This window comes from Bacillus sp. FSL K6-6038, from assembly GCF_038050455.1.
Classification (GTDB): Bacteria; Bacillota; Bacilli; order Bacillales; family Bacillaceae_G; genus Bacillus_A; species Bacillus_A pseudomycoides.
Map to the genome: position 1 here is coordinate 3,886,005 of NZ_JBBOUH010000001.1, position 17,926 is coordinate 3,903,930.

The 17,926-nt window shown below is 35.5% G+C and carries 14 protein-coding genes and 1 riboswitch; of the genes, 7 read left to right on the plus strand and 7 right to left on the minus strand.

The annotated features are described in order from the left end of the window. The first annotated feature begins 539 nt into the window (after positions 1-539). From NSQ40_RS20375 to metE, 3 genes are all read left to right on the plus strand, one after another. Entirely contained in the window at positions 540-2,075 is a 1,536-nt protein-coding gene (locus NSQ40_RS20375; protein ID WP_097786583.1) for an MDR family MFS transporter, read from the plus strand. A gap of 92 nt (positions 2,076-2,167) precedes the next feature. Beyond that, the gene (locus NSQ40_RS20380) at positions 2,168-2,725 is read left to right on the plus strand and encodes a PadR family transcriptional regulator (protein WP_033797255.1); all 558 of its coding nucleotides are present in this window, start codon (positions 2,168-2,170) and stop codon (positions 2,723-2,725) included. Between the two features lie 218 nt (positions 2,726-2,943). Continuing rightward, positions 2,944-3,132, plus strand: a riboswitch (cobalamin riboswitch). Between the two features lie 129 nt (positions 3,133-3,261). Beyond that, positions 3,262-5,550 carry a 5-methyltetrahydropteroyltriglutamate--homocysteine S-methyltransferase gene (gene metE / locus NSQ40_RS20385; protein WP_341286145.1) on the plus strand — a complete coding sequence of 763 codons (2,289 nt, stop codon included), beginning with the start codon at positions 3,262-3,264 and terminating at the stop codon, positions 5,548-5,550. Positions 5,551-5,867: 317 nt separating this feature from the next. On the opposite strand, the gene comJ is transcribed toward metE, so the two are convergent. Both comJ and nucA read right to left on the minus strand, forming a co-directional pair. After that, on the minus strand, positions 5,868-6,257 hold the full coding sequence (gene comJ, locus NSQ40_RS20390; protein ID WP_033797063.1) for a competence protein ComJ: 390 nt from the start codon (positions 6,255-6,257) through the stop codon (positions 5,868-5,870). Positions 6,258-6,275: 18 nt separating this feature from the next. Further along, entirely contained in the window at positions 6,276-6,710 is a 435-nt protein-coding gene (nucA, locus tag NSQ40_RS20395) for a DNA-entry nuclease (protein WP_029426887.1), read from the minus strand. 239 nt (positions 6,711-6,949) lie between these two features. On the opposite strand from nucA, the gene NSQ40_RS20400 reads away from it, so the two are divergent. Beyond that, positions 6,950-7,693 (plus strand): DUF3967 domain-containing protein, encoded by a 744-nt coding sequence (locus NSQ40_RS20400; protein ID WP_003199901.1) that lies wholly within the window; start codon positions 6,950-6,952, stop codon positions 7,691-7,693. 293 nt (positions 7,694-7,986) lie between these two features. Here NSQ40_RS20400 and NSQ40_RS20405 read toward each other — a convergent pair whose 3' ends face one another. After that, on the minus strand, positions 7,987-9,261 hold the full coding sequence (locus tag NSQ40_RS20405) for a sensor histidine kinase (RefSeq protein ID WP_003199900.1): 1,275 nt from the start codon (positions 9,259-9,261) through the stop codon (positions 7,987-7,989). A gap of 310 nt (positions 9,262-9,571) precedes the next feature. Here NSQ40_RS20405 and NSQ40_RS20410 point away from each other — a divergent pair, with 310 nt between their 5' ends. Next, positions 9,572-9,772, plus strand: coding sequence for a hypothetical protein (locus NSQ40_RS20410; protein WP_003199899.1), 201 nt, complete (start codon positions 9,572-9,574; stop codon positions 9,770-9,772). Positions 9,773-9,872: 100 nt separating this feature from the next. Then, on the plus strand, positions 9,873-11,036 hold the full coding sequence (locus NSQ40_RS20415) for an aminotransferase A (RefSeq protein WP_003199898.1): 1,164 nt from the start codon (positions 9,873-9,875) through the stop codon (positions 11,034-11,036). 13 nt (positions 11,037-11,049) lie between these two features. Here NSQ40_RS20415 and malR read toward each other — a convergent pair whose 3' ends face one another. From malR to NSQ40_RS20435, 4 genes are all read right to left on the minus strand, one after another. Then, positions 11,050-12,072, minus strand: coding sequence for a maltose operon transcriptional repressor MalR (malR, locus tag NSQ40_RS20420; protein WP_003199897.1), 1,023 nt, complete (start codon positions 12,070-12,072; stop codon positions 11,050-11,052). A 276-nt stretch (positions 12,073-12,348) separates the two neighbouring features. Beyond that, a complete protein-coding gene (malD, locus tag NSQ40_RS20425; RefSeq protein WP_018764805.1) occupies positions 12,349-13,191 on the minus strand; it encodes a maltosaccharide ABC transporter permease MalD in 843 nt (280 codons plus the stop codon). Continuing rightward, positions 13,192-14,493, minus strand: coding sequence for a sugar ABC transporter permease (locus NSQ40_RS20430; RefSeq protein WP_003199895.1), 1,302 nt, complete (start codon positions 14,491-14,493; stop codon positions 13,192-13,194). It lies immediately after the preceding gene. Between the two features lie 77 nt (positions 14,494-14,570). Further along, complete coding sequence (locus tag NSQ40_RS20435) at positions 14,571-15,830, minus strand: sugar ABC transporter substrate-binding protein (RefSeq protein WP_003199894.1); 1,260 nt, start codon at positions 15,828-15,830, stop codon at positions 14,571-14,573. 317 nt (positions 15,831-16,147) lie between these two features. On the opposite strand from NSQ40_RS20435, the gene NSQ40_RS20440 reads away from it, so the two are divergent. After that, positions 16,148-17,908 carry an alpha-glycosidase gene (locus tag NSQ40_RS20440; RefSeq protein WP_003199893.1) on the plus strand — a complete coding sequence of 587 codons (1,761 nt, stop codon included), beginning with the start codon at positions 16,148-16,150 and terminating at the stop codon, positions 17,906-17,908. Positions 17,909-17,926: the final 18 nt, after the last annotated feature.

Consider the following 17,926-nt stretch of genomic DNA (forward strand, 5'->3'; position numbering starts at 1 on the left):
GGTATTATCTGTACAAATTTATTCTGCTCTCCTAAATAATAAACTACCCTTCTCCAATTCGTTCACCTTAAAACATTCCCCTATTTATTCCAATAAAAATACACGTCTTCAACATTTTTATCTTTCTTCTTTATCTTATTCGACGACGTGATTAAAAAACCATTTTAAATAGCTATACACTCCTTCATTCGCTAGATTCCTTTTGTTTCTTCAATATTAAAAGCTATAAAGTGAAACTTTAATTCAGTAGAGATTTTCTTCATCCCCCACTGATTATTAGCTCTCACCTAACCTCTGAGCTTTCGCTAAATCTTGAGGTGGGAATATTACTGCCCAAAATAGCGGGATAAAATAAAAAAATTTGCCTTTTAGTCAAATTTGACTATAATATGATTTATGCTTTCTATTCTTTATGGCACTATCTTCTCTTATAAAAGGAATAGTGAAATTATAGTCATACATAAAGACATGCTAAAGTACGAACTACTAATAAGATTTTCCTACAGAACAGTTGATCTTATATAAAAGGAGGGGTATGTTTGCAAGAACAAGCATCTCAAAACAAAGTAAGTAAAACAAAGTTTGTTGTTGCTGGATTGTTACTTGGTATTTTAATGGCAGCAATGGATAATACAATCGTTGCCACTGCCATGGCGACAATTGTTGGAGACCTAGGAGGATTTGATAAATTTGTTTGGGTCACATCAGCTTATATGGTAGCAACAATGGCAGGGATGCCGATTTTCGGGAAATTATCTGATATGTATGGACGTAAACGTTTTTATATCGGTGGATTGCTTCTCTTTTTGCTTGGTTCTATTCTTTGCGGTACAGCAGCAAGTATTGAACAGTTAAGTATCTATAGAGCGATTCAAGGAATTGGTGGCGGCGCTTTAATGCCAATTGCATTCACAATCATGTATGATATATTCCCGCCGGAAAAACGAGGGAAAATGACTGGACTATTTGGAGCAGTTTTTGGAACATCAAGCGTATTCGGTCCTTTATTAGGTGCTTATATTACTGATTATATAAGTTGGCACTGGGTCTTTTATATCAATATTCCATTAGGGCTTATTTCCTTCTTCTTCATCTCGAAGTACTACAAAGAATCTCTACAATATAGAAAACAAAAAATCGATTGGGCTGGTGCCATTACACTTGTAATAAGCATTGTTTGCTTAATGTTTGCTCTAGAACTTGGTGGTAAGGAATATGCTTGGAATTCTAATATGATTCTTGGCTTATTTGCTACTTTTGCTATTATGCTTATTATCTTCTTCTTCGTAGAAAGACGAGCAACAGAGCCAATTATTTCTTTCCATTTATTTAAAAAGCGCTTATTTGCAGCGAGCCAAGGTGTTGCCTTTTTCTATGGAGCAACTTTTATTATTTGTACAGTTTACATTCCAATCTTTGTCCAAGGCGTTCTTGGCGGTTCAGCATCTAATGCAGGATTAATTTTAACACCAATGATGGTCGGTTCTGTAGTCGGAAGTCAAGTAGGTGGACAATTGGCGTCTCGAACAAGTTACCGTAACATTATGATCGTATCTGGAATTTTCTTTGTACTTGGGATTTATTCACTTGGCACATTAACACTAGAAACATCACGTACACTCGTAACAACCTTTATGATTCTAACTGGGCTTGGAGTTGGCTTCTCATTCTCTATTTTAAGTATGTCTTCTATTCACAATTTAGAAATGAGAGATCGCGGCTCTGCTACATCAACAAACTCTTTCTTCCGTTCTCTTGGAATGACTCTTGGTGTGACAATTTTCGGTACGATTCAAAATCAGATTTTCACTGATAAATTAAAAGCTGTTTTCCCTCCAGAATTAGCAAAAATGGTACCAACAGGTGGAGACACAAGCTTTTTATTGTCACCACATGCTACTGAAAAAATTCCACCTCAAATATTGGATGGAATTAAACAAGCACTTGGGACATCTATTGCCGATACATTTTGCTGGGCGCTTATCCCAGCTGTTCTAAGTATTATCTGTATTATACTGATGGGTAAAGAACGTCTCTTAACGGGAACAAAGAAAAAACAGAAACAGGTAAGTTAATACACGCCAAAATGAAACGGTATATCTCTTTCGATAAAGAGATATACCGTTTATAATATGTATAAAGTTTATATTACAGGAGTTGAGACAGCGTGAGCATGAAATTAGTCATTCTCGGCTTGCTACTCGAAGGAGATAAACATCCATATGAAGTGCAGCATATAATGAAAGAACGACAAATGAATTGTTATATTAAATACGCAAAAGGATCCCTCTATTACGCCTTTGAACAATTGGAGAAACAAGGGGCAATTGCGGTTACAAATGTTGTACGAGATACCAATCGACCAGATAAGACAATTTTCCATATAACTGAAACTGGAAGAGAATTTTTCCATACACTGCTTTTAAAGCAATTCGAGGCAAAAAACCAAATATATAAACCAATCTATTCAGCACTATCCTTCTCTCACTTTGGTGATGAAAAAACAATCATTCCTATTTTAGAAAAAAAGAGAGATGACACAATTCAATATTTACATACGATGCAATCCATATACGAACATAGCAAGGAAAATGTTCCGCGTGCACAGCTTTATATTTTAAACAGTGTTATTGAACATATTACTGTTGAATTACGTTGGTTAAATGAACTCCATAAAGATGCAAGTGCTGGTCGCCTTTCAGAAATAGGAATGAATGTAAATTGACACTTTATCAGTGGGGATTTTCCTCACTGATCATTCTCCCTACCATCCACCGCCTTATGCTCTTTATTATTTCTTCTCTCTTATTTAGACATAAATCCTCATCATTCATGTTGAAAACAAACATAGAACCTTTGATTCCATCCCATTTATAAAACAGTAGACAAAATTCAAAAAATTATGTTAGAATTTGTTTCAATATCATATTCGCTTGTTAAATTCCTTTCAAAAGGAAAATAGGTACACGACATTTCTGAGTTCGTGTTGAAAAGGGAAGTTTGGTGAAATTCCAACGCGGTCCCGCCACTGTAAGTGCAGAGACTTCTTTTCTATACCACTGTGAAAACGGGAAGGTGAAAGAAGTCATATGAAGCATAAGCCAGGAGACCTGCCTATTTTAACAACACTGATAGACTCACGGATGATGATTAGGTGTTATGAACGAGAAGAGAGGGCTATTTTCTGTACCTTTATACTTTTCGTTACATGCATTTCCGAGTAAACGGAAATGCTTACTTTCAATTAGGGAGGAATTTTAAATGGCAATTCAAACAAGTAATTTAGGGTATCCACGAATTGGGTTACACAGAGAATGGAAAAAAACGTTGGAAGCTTTTTGGTCAAATAAGATTGATGAGCAGCAATTTTCAACAACAATGAAAGAAATTCGTCTTCAACATGTGAAAGCTCAGCAAGAAAAAGGAATCAATTTAGTTCCAATTGGCGACTTTACATATTATGATCATGTGCTGGACACAGCCTACATGCTTGGCTTTATTCCATCTCGTTTTTCAGAGCTCACTTCTTATCTTGATGTATATTTTGCAATGGCACGTGGCTCTAAAGATCACGTTGCTTCCGAAATGACAAAATGGTTTAACACAAACTATCATTATATTGTTCCAGAATATGAAGAAGGTTTGGAGATTTCTTTAAAAGACAATCGACCACTTCGCTTATACGAAGAAGCAAAACAAGAATTAGGCGTTGATGGAAAACCAGTTATATTAGGACCTTATACATTCTTAAAATTAGCAAAAGGATATAAACAAGAGCAATTTGCTACTATTTTAAATCAACTAGTTGCTCCTTATGTACAGCTATTAACTGAATTACATGAAGCTGGTGCAAAACTCATCCAAATTGATGAACCAATTTTTGCATCTTTAACAAAAGAAGAAATAGCAGAGGCGAAAGAACTTTACGCGACAATTCGTAAAAGCGTTCCAAATGCAATTCTTATCTTACAAATTTATTTTGATAGTGTAGAAGAGAACTATGAAGAACTTATTACATTCCCTGTATCCGGCATTGGATTGGACTTTGTTCACGGTAAAGAAGGTAATGTAAACACAGTTTTAGAGTATGGATTCCCATCCGATAAAATTTTAGCAGTCGGTTGTATAGATGGCCGTAACATTTGGAGAGCTGATCTTGACGAAGTCCTTTCTTTATTTAAAACATTACAAGATCACATTACACCGAAAGAGTGGATCGTTCAGCCTTCATGTAGCTTATTACATACTCCAATTGATAAAACGGAAGAAACACACTTATCAACAGAACTATTTGATGCCCTTGCATTTGCAAATCAAAAATTAGAAGAACTTACACTTATTAAACGCGCGCTTTCTGAGGGGACAGAAAGTGTTAGTACGGAATTAGCTACTTACCGTAGCGCTCATGAAGCAATTCGATCTTCAGCTGCACGTAATCGTGAAGATGTACAAACAGCAAGAGCAACTCTTAAAGAAGAAGATTTCTTTCGTCCTCTTCCATTTGAACAACGTTATGCTTTGCAACAAGAAGCATTACAGTTACCGCTACTTCCAACAACAACAATCGGTAGCTTCCCGCAAACTACTGAAGTTCGTCAAACGCGTAAACAATGGCGAAGCGGTGACATTACAAATGAACAATATGAACAATTTATTGAAAAAGAAACTAAAAAATGGATTCGATATCAAGAAGAAATCGGCCTTGATGTGCTCGTTCATGGTGAATTTGAGCGAACTGATATGGTGGAATACTTTGGCGAAAGACTTGCTGGTTTCTCTTTCACTAAGAATGGTTGGGTTCAATCATACGGTTCCCGCTGCGTAAAACCACCTGTAATCTATGGCGATGTTGCCTTTATTAATGGGATGACAATTAAAGAAACCGCATATGCCCAGGGCCTTACAGATAAAGTTGTAAAAGGCATGTTAACAGGTCCTGTGACCATTCTAAACTGGTCATTCGTTCGGAATGATATTTCACGAAAAGAAGTTTCTTACCAAATCGCATTAGCACTTCGTCATGAAATTAAATTGCTTGAATCTTCCGGTATCCGTGTTATTCAAGTCGATGAACCAGCACTTCGCGAAGGAATGCCGCTAAAAGAAAAAGATTGGAACACATATATTACATGGGCTGTTCAATCATTCCTTCTAGCAACTTCTTCTGTAGCGAATGAAACACAAATTCACACACATATGTGTTACAGTAACTTCGAAGATATCGTAGATGCAATTCGTGCATTAGATGCCGATGTTATTTCTATCGAAACATCAAGAAGTCATGGCGAATTTATTCATACATTAGAACATACAACATATGAAAAAGGGATCGGTTTAGGAGTTTATGATATTCATAGCCCTCGTGTTCCAAGTAAAAATGAAATGTATACAATTGTAGAACAATCCTTAAAAGTATGTGATCCAAAATACTTCTGGATTAACCCAGACTGTGGTTTAAAAACAAGAAGAACAGAAGAAGTTATACCTGCTTTAGAGCATATGGTTCAAGCTGCTAAAGAGGCCCGCTCTCTTCTAAAAACAAACGCATAAGGAAATAAGGGTGTCCTTTAAAAGGATACCCTTATTCTATATTTCAACTAGCGTTCATCGCCAATAACAAGGTGGTACAAATAAAAATAAAATGAACTTCCTGACAATTACGCTAATTTATTCACATCATCAATTCCTAGTTCTTCTATATAAAGAAACACGAATAGAATAACCAAACTTAATCCGCACGATGTTGAAAAGCAGCCGATCCAATAAATGATAAGATTACGCCGCAAACTTGGCGTATATTTACACCTTCTTCCGTTCTTCATTGTAACGAAGTTTAAAAGAAAAAGCCACGATACCGTGGCCTTTTTTTACTCTTTCTCTTCAAAAAATAATTCATATTGTATCTTGTACAATTCATCATCTGTTGGTTCCTCAAGCGGTATTGCTTGTAGTACCAACAGATAATCACCTTTTGGAATTGAAATGGGAAATTTGTCAGAAAGAATACTCCTTACAAAAACTCCTTCGTCCCCCACCCTAAAAGGGACTGATATCGTTCTCATTGTCTCTTCTTTCTCAATACGCTTCCCAACTGTTGCTTTGATTTCACACGTATAATCAGAAAGTGCCTCAAAAATAATTACTCCTTCTGCTTCAGCGTATCCCCTCTCAAAATCTTCATTCGTCCAGTCTACATAAGGCTGTTCCCCATCATAATTCATCACGATTAATTGTGAGTAGGAAATTGTTAATTCCACAAGCACCATTCCCTTCTACTACTTAACCTCAAACTTCACACGTGTCCCATCTGGGTACTTATCTAGCTTATTTCCCACCCATGAACCTGCGCCTCTATTATCAGCAGGGTTAATATATTCAATATGCGCATCTTTTCCACCTTCTTTGCACATTGCCATTGGCCATTCATCACGATCGTACCCTTTTTTTGCTGGATATGGAGCTAGAGACAACTTTCTTCTATCAGCTGCACCACTTCGATCAATCGTACATACTTTAGAATGCCCTTCTTTAATCGCATCTGCTATATGTTTCCCCGTCTCTGGATAACGTTCTTTTGGAAATTCTAGAACTTGATCATATGTAACTTCTTTCTTACTCTTTGGTTCTGTTGGTATAAACGCTTCATAGACAGCAACTAAAATAGAAAGAATAGCAATAATCGAAATGATAATGCCTTTTAATTGTTTCATATATGTACCTCCGTTTTTCGACCCAATTTCTTTTCCTAGGCTATTATAACAAACTTCCTCCATATATGTTTTCAGACATTATTTTATCCCTTCCTCCCCTTTACGCCAAAAACATTCATTTTTATGCAACTTTTCGCTAATCATGTAGAAAACTTCTAGACTTCCGACATTCTTTTTCAAAGGAAGTCTAAATAAAAGATGGAATTTGTATATACGATACTTTTTGGGGAGGAAATGTTATGGAGGCGACATATAAAACGAAGGATGTTACAAATAAAACAGGAATCCCGAAACATATAGTTCGAAAATATAGTCAACTTTTAGAACAACATGGTTATATGATTGCAAAAACTGCTGATGCTCGTATATATAAAATGGATGATATGAAGCTTTTAAAATCAATTCACGAACGAGCAGCCACTTTACAAGAAGATATTACAGAAACAATTCCTATCATTTTAAAAGAAAAAGACAGTCCACCTGTACCGATGTTAAAACAAAATCAAGAAGTACATGCGAAAGAAGAAGACCGAAACTTTGAAGAATTCATGTTAAAACTTGAGATGCTCGCCCAATTAAACGAAGCAATTATTCATCAAAACTCTACCTTAATTACACAAAACCGCTTAAAAGATGAAAAACTAGATGAATTAATGCAACAAGTTTATGTAAAAGAAGGTACACAAGAAGAAATGCTGCAAGAGCTTATTGATCACGCAGCTCAAACAGATGCCCTACAAAAAGAAAAAATGGACTTATTGATGAATCATATGTATAAGCGTGAATCAAAGCAAGAAGAAAAAATGAACAAGCTTGTCAATCACGTTTACAATAAAGACAACAATCGAGATGCACAGCTTATGCAAGTCATTCGTGAAATTCAAGAAACAAAACGACTAATCGCCGCCTCAAAGGAGCAAAGCTTATTTCAATCATTTAAAAATTTATTTATTCGAGTCAAACCAGAAAAAACAAATGAATAAAACCTTCATCGTTAGCTTTTCATCATCCAAGGTAGAAGCTTTTCAAGCCTTTCATTTTCACGTATATAAATCTATTTTAGTTTTTCGACATATAAGTCGCTCACGCGAAGCAGAAAAAGTAACCGTTAGTTGTTTTCTCTTTCTATTTTTACTTGGCATGGGGCAGGAAAAGGCTCTGACCGCTTCTATGCATGGCTGGATCCTCTCTCCCAACTAAAATGAAGGAGTTTATGTCGTTTTTTCAACTTGAATTTATATAGATAAATAAAAAAGTTACCTTATATCGGTAACTTTTATTCCTTATTTCTAACTGCTGGTAATGTAATAATTGCTTCCGTTCCTTTTCCACTCTCGCTTTTATATTCCAGCGTACCATTATGTGCTTGTAAAATACTAAAGGTAACCATAAGCCCTAGACCCGTTCCTTTTTCTTTTAATGAATAATACGGTTGTCCCAGCCTTGCTAGCTGTTCTTTCGTCATTCCAACGCCACTATCTTTTACTCGCACTATAATCACATCATCTTTTTGAATGGCGGTTACTTTTAAATACCCTTTGTTTTCTTGAATCGCTTCAATTCCATTTTTAACGATATTCATAATCGCTTGCTTTAACTTTGTCTTATCACCAATCGTATAAAGGCTCTCAGAAATTTCAACTTGTAAATAAACGCCTTGCATAGCCGCAAATGAAGACATTAAAGTAGTCATTTCTATGAGCTGCGCTGATAAACATATATGTTCCTTTTTTTCAATTTGCGGTCTAGCTAAATTTAAGTAATCCGAAATAATTTGTTCGGCCCGATCAAGCTCAGCTAGTACAAGACGCATATAGTCCTTATTCTTCATATCTTCTGTACTCTCTAATAGCTGAATAAACCCTCGAACAACTGTGAGGGGATTTCGCACCTCATGTGCTACACTTGCCGCTAGCTCGCTTACAATGTTTAACTTTTCAGATTTTTGCATTTCTGTACGTAACAATGCATTTTCATTTAAATACTCTGTTAAATACACTTGAAATACCATTGTCATAACCATAATAAAGGAAGCAAATATGTATCCACTATATAAATGCGACATAGGTGGCGTAAAGCCTACTCTCAGTAAAATCCCAAACATACTACACACTAAACCGACAAGAACATACAAAGATGAAACAATAAGGGCCACAATAAGTTTTTTTTCTCTCGGAAAAACAGACCACTTTTTTGATAGCAGGAAAGGAATGATTGCAAGACATAAAACTTCTATTATCCGAAACCACTGTAAACCATTCAAAAACCATTCGTATACAATAAAAATACAAGCTGGGATAATCCCTACAATCCCACCATACAAAAAAGCACTCATAATCGGAATCGCATGGAAATTGTAACTACAAACATCGACAAAACAAATCGGATACGTCATAGAGAGAACGAGCGTAATACTAGATAAGAACATAATAAAATAGCGATTGGGCTTTGGAAGCATATCTTGATAACGGTTTAGACGAATCGCTTCATATAAAAACAGTGGCAAAATAATGATCGCGACTTGGATCATTAAGTCACGAATTAGCTCCATAGCCTCTCATCCCCTATATGTATTTTGATATGATTATATCATTTTACAGTTGTTTTTGTTTTAAAATTTAGATTTTTCTTAACATATTTGTAAATTATTTGTGAATAAACGTTAAGAAATGTTACAACTTTCCGAAATGATTGTAAACCCTGTACCAAACTACCATGATGCAGTATACAATGAATACGGGTTAACAAATAAAATAAAACATAGTCCAATAAACAGACAACTATAATAACATACAGCATATAATCCATACTATCTACGTGTACAAAGAAGTGATTATTATTTTAGTAGGAGGATGATAACTATGACAGGAACTACGCTTGTTTTAAAAGAGGAGAATTTGGTCGTTCTCGAAAATGTGGATAAATCAGTATACGAAGAATTGCAAGACAAAGCTGGGGAAGAAAATTGCACATGCGCTGTGAATGAATCTGTGGTACACCTTGGAAAAGTTTCTTCAGTTCTTTGGAATGAAGATGAAATAGATTGGGAATATGGGTATTAAAAAGTCGCTTTAAGCGGCTTTTTTTTTGCGCTCCAAAGCGAAAATATAAAATTTATGATAAAATAAAAGAAATTTTGTAAACGGAAGAAAGGGAGACAAAATGGAACAATTCATTAATCCTAGAGTGAAGGATATCCAAATTTCTGGTATTCGTCAATTCTCTAATATGATTCAAAACTATGATAATCTCATTTCTTTAACAATTGGACAACCCGATTTTCCAACTCCTTCTTTAGTCAAAGAAGCTGCTAAACGAGCGATTACAGAAAACTATACGAGCTATACACACAACGCCGGCCTATTAGAATTACGCAATGCAGCTTGTCATTTTCTAAAGGAAAATTACGATTTACACTATTCACCTGAAAACGAAACCATCGTTACAATCGGTGCTAGTGAAGCGATCGATGTTACATTTCGTACTATTTTAGAACCTGGAACAGAAGTTATTTTACCAGCTCCTATTTATCCAGGCTATGAACCCATTATTAGACTGTGCGGGGCAATCCCTGTGTTTGTAGATGTTCGTGAAACTGGATTTCGATTAACAGCAGAAGCGATTCAAAATGCAATTACAGATCAAACAAGATGCATCGTTTTACCTTATCCTTCTAATCCGACTGGTGTTACACTGTCAAAAGAAGAACTAACAGATATTGTATCTGTTTTAAAAGATAAAAACATTTTCGTTCTTTCTGATGAAATTTATAGTGAGCTTGTATATGAAGATAGTCATACATCCATCGCTCATTTTCCAGAAATGCGTGATAAAACAATCGTCATTAATGGACTATCAAAATCACATTCAATGACAGGCTGGCGCATCGGTCTTTTATTTGCTCCAAGCTATTTAGCAGGGCATATTTTGAAAGTTCATCAATACAACGTTACATGTGCAACTTCAATCGCACAATACGCTGCAATCGAAGCGTTAACAGCAGCAAAAGATGCACCGCGAATGATGCGTCATCAATATAAAAAACGCCGTGATTACGTATACAACAGACTGATTCAAATGGGCTTAACTGTTGAGAAACCAACTGGTGCCTTTTATTTATTCCCATACGTTGGAAATCTTACATCCTCATCATTTGATTTTGCCATTGATCTTGTTAAAGAAGCTAGACTCGCTGTTGTTCCAGGAACAGCATTTTCAGAGTATGGTGAAGGGTATATTCGTCTTTCATACGCTTATAGTATGGAAACACTAAAAGAAGGCTGCGATCGTTTAGAAGAATTTTTAAAACAAAAAGCTAAGAGATAACACTCTTAGCTTTTTACGCATAATGATCACAAGTTTGGCGCTTCAGTAATTTATGCGGAATAATAATGCATTTTGAAGTGGACTCGGAATGCTCCACCTTATCAACTAACGCTTTTGCAGCCTCATACCCTAATTGATAAATATTCACATCAACAGTTGTAAGCGGTGGGCTCGCAATTTCAGATAATAAAGCATTATTAAAGCTCACGATTGAAACATTTTTTGGTACAGCAAGCCCTTTTTTGGCAAGCGCACTTAACACCCCAAGACCGATTAAATCATCTGTTGCCATAATTGCCGTCGGCGGCTTTTCAAGTCCCATTAACTCTTCTACAGCCTGCTGACCACCCTCTCTTGAAAAATCAAAATGTAAAATATATTCATCTGGCAACATAATGTCAGCTAGTTTTAAAGCATCGCTCATTCCAGCTAAACGATCTTTCGTAACAAGTAAATCAGAACCACCGCCAATAAACGCTATCTGTTTATGTCCAAGTGAAATTAAGTATTCCGCTACTTCTCTTGCAGCTGTATAGTTATCATTATCTACATATGTAATTTCATCTTTTCTTTCGTATGGTTTTCCAATTAAAACAAATGGGAAATTTTGTTCATGTAAATATTGAATAATACGATCGTTCTCACGTGAATAAAGAAGAATAATTCCGCCGATTTGACGACCCTGTACCATCTTCACAACGCCATTAAAAATCTCCTCTTCTGTTTCACCAGTTGACATATACAACGCATAACCTTCGACATGTGCAAACGAGCTAATCCCTCGAATTACTTCTGGGAAAAATGGATTTTGAAATGCTTTACTTGCAGAACTTGGCATAACAAGACCGATTGTTTTTGTTGTTTGATTCGCAAGGCTTCTCGCATTTAAATTTGGATGATACCCTAGTTCGCTCATTACTTTACGGACACGGCGCTTTGTTTTTTCACTTATACTTGGATTATCAGCAATTACACGAGACACAGTGGAAGGTGCAACATTTGCCTTTTTCGCTACATCTTTAATTGTAACTGTCATAAAATCTCCTCCTCTCTTCTAATTCTTCATTCATATCTATTTTTATCCTGCAGTTCTACAGGTAGTAGGAGAAAACGAAAGCCGCCATTACTTTATTTCATTCCTCAAAAAATTATATTAATGTAAACTAATATTCTCCCTCTTCATGTATTGTAAGGGATACAAGCTTATTTTCCTATACTATAATATACTATTTTTTTCACATCTTTCCCCTTACAATGTCATATGAATCGAAATTCTCCCTAAAAAAGAGAAATGGGACATAATGTCCCATTTTCATCCTTTCGTACCTCCAGCTGTTAAACCAGAAATAAAATATTTTTGCAATGATAAGAACAAAATTGAAATCGGTATAGCAATTAATACGGAACCCGCTGCAAATGTTGTAAATTCATTACCAAATTTCTTCGCTACCATTTCATATAATCCAACAGCTAATGTATAGTTTTCTGGTGTCCGTAAAATGATACTTGCTAAAATAAAATCTGTAAACGGACCAATAAAGGTAAATAAAGCTACAACTGCCACAATTGGTTTTGCGAGCGGCATAATAATTTGCCAAAAAATCCGGAAGTGCCCTGCCCCGTCCATACGAGCCGACTCATCTAATTCTTTTGGAATCGTATCAAAGTAACCCTTCATAAGCCACGTATTCATTGGAATTGCTCCGCCCACATAAATTAAAATTAATGCTAGATGCGTATCAATTAATCCTGTCAACTGCGCTAATACATAGAGTGCGATTAACGCTGAGAAGTTCGGTATCATTTGTAGAATTAAAAACGTTATTAATCCATTCTTTCTTCCGACAAAACGATACCTTGAAAAAGCATAAGCAGTGAAACTAATGGATAGTACCGAGAAAATCATCGTTAATACACTGACTTTCAGTGTATTTTTATACCAAAGTAAATAATTACTCTTATCAAGATTAAGTAGGTCTCGATAATGATCTAACGTTGCATTTTTCGGAATAATACTTGATCCTGATAAACTATCTCCTGGATTAAACGATGAACCAACAATCCATAGTAATGGATAGAAAATAATGACACACATTATGAAAATGACGAAATAACTTAATGAAAGACGTAACATCTTCTGTCGTTTTATATTCATTTACATCATATCCTCTTCTTGGAATGATTTTGTTCTTTTAAATTGCCATAACGCCACAGAAATAACAATTAACGATAAAATCATCGTAAGTGCCGCTGCTTTTCCGTATTGCGCTGATGTCATTGTTAATTTATAGATCCAGGAAATTAAAATATCTGTTCCACCTGCATTTTGTCCCGAAACAGCAGGCCCCCCGCCATTAAATAGGTAAATAATACTGAAATTATTAAAGTTAAATGTATATTGTGTAATTAAGATTGGTGCTGTTGCATATAGAACAAGCGGCAATGTAATTTTACGAAATTGTTGCCATGCCGTTGCTCCATCTACTGTAGCAGCTTCATACAATTCTCCTGGAATCGATTGCAGTATACCTGTTGTCATTGCAAAAATAAATGGAAAACCAAGCCATGTTTGAATAAAAATCAAAGCAATTTTTGCCCAAAATGGATCTGTCATCCAAGCAATTTTTTCAATTCCAAATAGCGCTAACACTTGATTATTAATTGCTCCAAATGATTCATTGAACATACCAGCAAAGACAAGGATGGATACGAATGCTGGAACTGCCCACGGTAAAATAAAAATTGTACGAATCACTGCTTTCCCTTTAATACCAGGTTGATTCACTAATATTGCTAAGAAAATTCCAAGTGCTACTTGTAAAGTAGTCGCGACAAATGTCCAAATCACAGTCCAAGAGAATACACTTAAGAATGTATCCCTCCACATTGGTAATGTGAAAATATCAGTAAAGTTTTTAAAACTAACCCACTCGACTAATTTCGCTGGTGGAGAATGATATAAATCATAGTTTGTAAATCCAATTAAGAATACGAAAATAATTGGAAACACAACTACAAAAATTAATAACAGAAATCCTGGAGAAACCATCAAATATGGAAAACCTTGATCTAATAAATTACGATATTGTTCTTTCACAGAATTTAACGGTATTCCTATATCACGTTTTTTCCCATTTTGATAGGCATCATATAAATTAAAAGCATATATTCCTAGTCCAAATGCAATAACAATTAGTGCTAAAATACCTTTTACTAATAGAAAGATAGAATGATCCCGAGGAACCTCTGTACCAAGTGTAACAATTCCCCACAATCCCATATTTAACAAATCCGCAAATGCTACGATAAATGAACCTGTTAATACAAGAAAGATAAGAGCTTTTACATATTGTTTATTGTATATTTGACCTATACCTGGAATGATTGACAACATCGCGGCTGTTTTGCGGTGTTTTGAACCATTTACCTCTTGCATTGGTTCAATGGATGCTTGCATATTTCTTCCCCCTTTTTTCTTCCCCTTGGAAGGAGGAGAATTCGTATCCCTTCTTTATAAGAGATACGAATTCCGTCTTATTTTTGCTTACTATGGTTTGCTTCAATGTTTCCTTTAATTTGTTTCACAGCTTCATCAAGTGCTGGTTTTGGTTCTTGTTTTCCAGCTGCAAGTAACTCTAATGCAAATCTTGCAGGCTCCCATACTTCTTGCATTTCTGGAATATTCGGCATTGGAATACCTGTCTCAGCCTGTTTCGTTATTGCTTTTGCAGCTTCACTGTCTTTAATCATTGGATCTTCCATTAATGATTTTACAGGCGGAATTTCTTTTGATTTTTCATAACGAATTTTTGCATTTTCTTCATTTGTTACCCAATCAACAAATTTCGTTGCTAAATCTTTATTTTTTGAAAAGCTTGTTACATGCCATCCTTTTACACCAACAAAAGTTTTCATCGGTTGACCATTTGGTAATTTTGGCATCGGTGCTACACCATAATCAATTCCGTTTTTCTCCATAGCTTGAAATGCCCATGGACCATTCATAATGGATGCAGCTTTTCCTTCATTAAACAATCCATCTGCAGCTGCCCCACCAGATTCACCAATAATACCTTTTGGGAACAAGTTCTCCTTGTACCATTTTTGAATATATTCCATCCCTTGTACCGCGCCACTACTATTTAATCCGATATCGGCTGTATTCGGTTTTCCATCTTTCTCACCAAATATATATCCTCCCATACCAGCCATAAATGCATTTGCAAAATATAAATTATCTCCTAGTGCTAAAAATCCGTACTTACCATCTTTTGTGAAATCTTTCGAGAAATTATATAATTCATCCATTGTTTCTGGTGCCTTTGGCATAAGCTTTTTATTATAAATAAATACAGGTGTTTCGATCGCCTTTGGCAAACCATATAATTTCCCTTTATATGTTTGAGCTTCTATAGATAAGTCCGTAAATTTGCTCTTCACAGCATCATCAACTTTTACTTCATCAATTAAACCTTCAGTAACAACATTTCCAATATGATCATGCGGTAATGTTACAACGTCAGGACCTGTACCTGCTGGACCATCGAGACGTAGTTTTTTTGTTTGATCCGTCATTTGAATTTCAGCCACTTTTACTTTCACGTTATATTTCTTTTCAAAGCTCTTTACCGCTGGTTCTAATGCAGGACCTTTTTTAAGATCTTCCCAAACAAGAAGGTCATAATCTTTCTTCTCTTTACTCGCTTCCTTTTTTCCTGAATCTTTCGGACCACATGCCGATAACATACCAATTGTCAAAGCTGAAACTGTTAATAATGATAATGCTTTCTTCACCCTCAAAACCTCCCTAAGTTATATATGTAATAATCGACTAAAATGAAAACGTTTGCACTTACAAGTTTTATAGAAGCGCAAACATTCTTCCAATCTATGAAAACGTTTGCGCTATTTGTCTATCATTATACATTCTTTTATATATTTTGCAAATATTTTCTTTATGTATTTTTCAAAAAATTCATGAAGTCTTTCTTTATATCCATTGACTTTATATAAAATGAATACTACTCTTATAAGCAATATTGAAGTTATATAAAAAGCAATCGTTTGCAATATATTATTATTTATTGAGATATCAAAGGGGGATTTTCTATATGTTTAAAGAAGCAATATACCATAGACCGAAAGATAATTACGCATACGCTTACGATGAAAAAACGCTCCATATTCGATTGCGCACAAAAAAAAATGATGTAGATATCGCCTCACTCATTCATGGCGATCCTTATGAATGGCAAGATGGGAAGTGGATCACAGCAAACATACCGATGAAAAAGAGCGGCTCAACAGATTTATTTGATTATTGGTTCGTTTCAATCGAACCGAACTTTAAGCGCTTACGATATGGATTTGAACTAAAAAATAATACAGAAACGATCGTCTATACAGAACGCGGCTTTTTCCCTGAAACACCTAATGATGATGTTGGCAACTTTTTTTGCTTTCCATTTATTCATGAACAGGATGTTTTTAGAACTCCTTCATGGATAAAAGATACAGTGTGGTATCAAATTTTCCCAGAACGTTTTGCTAATGGAGATCCTTCATGTAATCCAGCTGATACTCTTCCTTGGGGGAGCACTGATCCAACAACTACTAACTTTTTTGGTGGAGATTTCGCTGGAGTTATCCAGCACCTTGATTACCTTGTAAAGCTTGGTATTTCCGGAATTTACTTCACTCCCATCTTTACAGCACACTCTAATCACAAATATGACACAATTGATTACATGGAAATTGATCCGCAATTTGGGACGAAGGAAACTTTTAAAAAACTTGTTAACGCCTGCCACAAGCGAGGTATAAAAGTAATGCTAGATGCCGTTTTTAATCATAGCGGATATTTCTTTGATAAATTTCAAGATGTTCTCAAAAAAGGAAAGCAATCTCGCTATACCAACTGGTTTCATATTCACGAATTTCCAATTGTAACAGAGCCACTTCCGAACTACGATACCTTCGCCTTTACACCATATATGCCTAAATTAAATACAGCCCATCCAGATGTAAAAGAATACTTACTCAAAGTAGGGCGTTATTGGGTGCGAGAGTTTCACATTGATGGCTGGCGCCTCGATGTAGCAAACGAAGTTGATCATAGCTTTTGGAGAGAATTCCGTAGTGAAATAAAAGCAATTAACCCTGAAGTCTATATTTTAGGAGAGATTTGGCATGATGCTCAGCCATGGTTACAAGGTGATCAATTCGATGCCGTCATGAGCTATCCTATTACAAATGCCCTGCATTCTTACTTTGCAAACGAAACAATTGGGGCAAGTGAATTTATGGAACAAATTACAGCTTCTCTTCACTCTTATTCCATGAACGTAAACAAAGCTGCTTTTCATCTATTAGACAGTCATGATACACCGAGAATTTTAACAACCTGTAAAGGAAATAAAAATAAAGTAAAACTACTTTATGTATTCCATCTTTCTTTCATCGGTTCACCATGCGTTTATTACGGTGATGAAATCGGTATGGATGGCGGAATGGATCCTGGGTGCCGGAAATGTATGGTCTGGGATGAAGATAAGCAAGATACAGTATTATTTAAGCATATACAAACATTAATTTCATTACGAAGACAATATAAAGCATTTGGTGGACATGGATTATTCCAATGTATTGAAGCAAACGATGAACAAGGTTACATTTCTTATACGAAAACATACGGAGAAGAAACGATATTTTTTGTTTTAAATCCAACAAACCAAGAAATTTCAGCTCCTATACCTTTTGATATCACCGGTAAAAAAATTGTAAATTTATATACAAACGAAGAATTTTCAGCAGAAGCAGACTCATTACAGGTTGCACTTCCACCATATGGATTTTCAATTTTGAAATGGTAAAATATAAAAGCCTTGTGT

Excerpts from the sequence above, each read along its gene's own strand:
- NSQ40_RS20430 (WP_003199895.1), bottom strand. The coding sequence starts at position 14,493 with ATGCAAGCATCCATTGAACCAATGCAAGAGGTAAATGGTTCAAAACAC.
- malR (WP_003199897.1), bottom strand. The coding sequence starts at position 12,072 with ATGACAGTTACAATTAAAGATGTAGCGAAAAAGGCAAATGTTGCACCT.
- metE (WP_341286145.1), top strand. The coding sequence starts at position 3,262 with ATGGCAATTCAAACAAGTAATTTAGGGTATCCACGAATTGGGTTACAC.
- NSQ40_RS20415 (WP_003199898.1), top strand. The coding sequence starts at position 9,873 with ATGGAACAATTCATTAATCCTAGAGTGAAGGATATCCAAATTTCTGGT.
- NSQ40_RS20405 (WP_003199900.1), bottom strand. The coding sequence starts at position 9,261 with ATGGAGCTAATTCGTGACTTAATGATCCAAGTCGCGATCATTATTTTG.
- malD (WP_018764805.1), bottom strand. The coding sequence starts at position 13,191 with ATGAATATAAAACGACAGAAGATGTTACGTCTTTCATTAAGTTATTTC.
- NSQ40_RS20400 (WP_003199901.1), top strand. The coding sequence starts at position 6,950 with ATGGAGGCGACATATAAAACGAAGGATGTTACAAATAAAACAGGAATC.
- NSQ40_RS20410 (WP_003199899.1), top strand. The coding sequence starts at position 9,572 with ATGACAGGAACTACGCTTGTTTTAAAAGAGGAGAATTTGGTCGTTCTC.
- nucA (WP_029426887.1), bottom strand. The coding sequence starts at position 6,710 with ATGAAACAATTAAAAGGCATTATCATTTCGATTATTGCTATTCTTTCT.
- NSQ40_RS20440 (WP_003199893.1), top strand. The coding sequence starts at position 16,148 with ATGTTTAAAGAAGCAATATACCATAGACCGAAAGATAATTACGCATAC.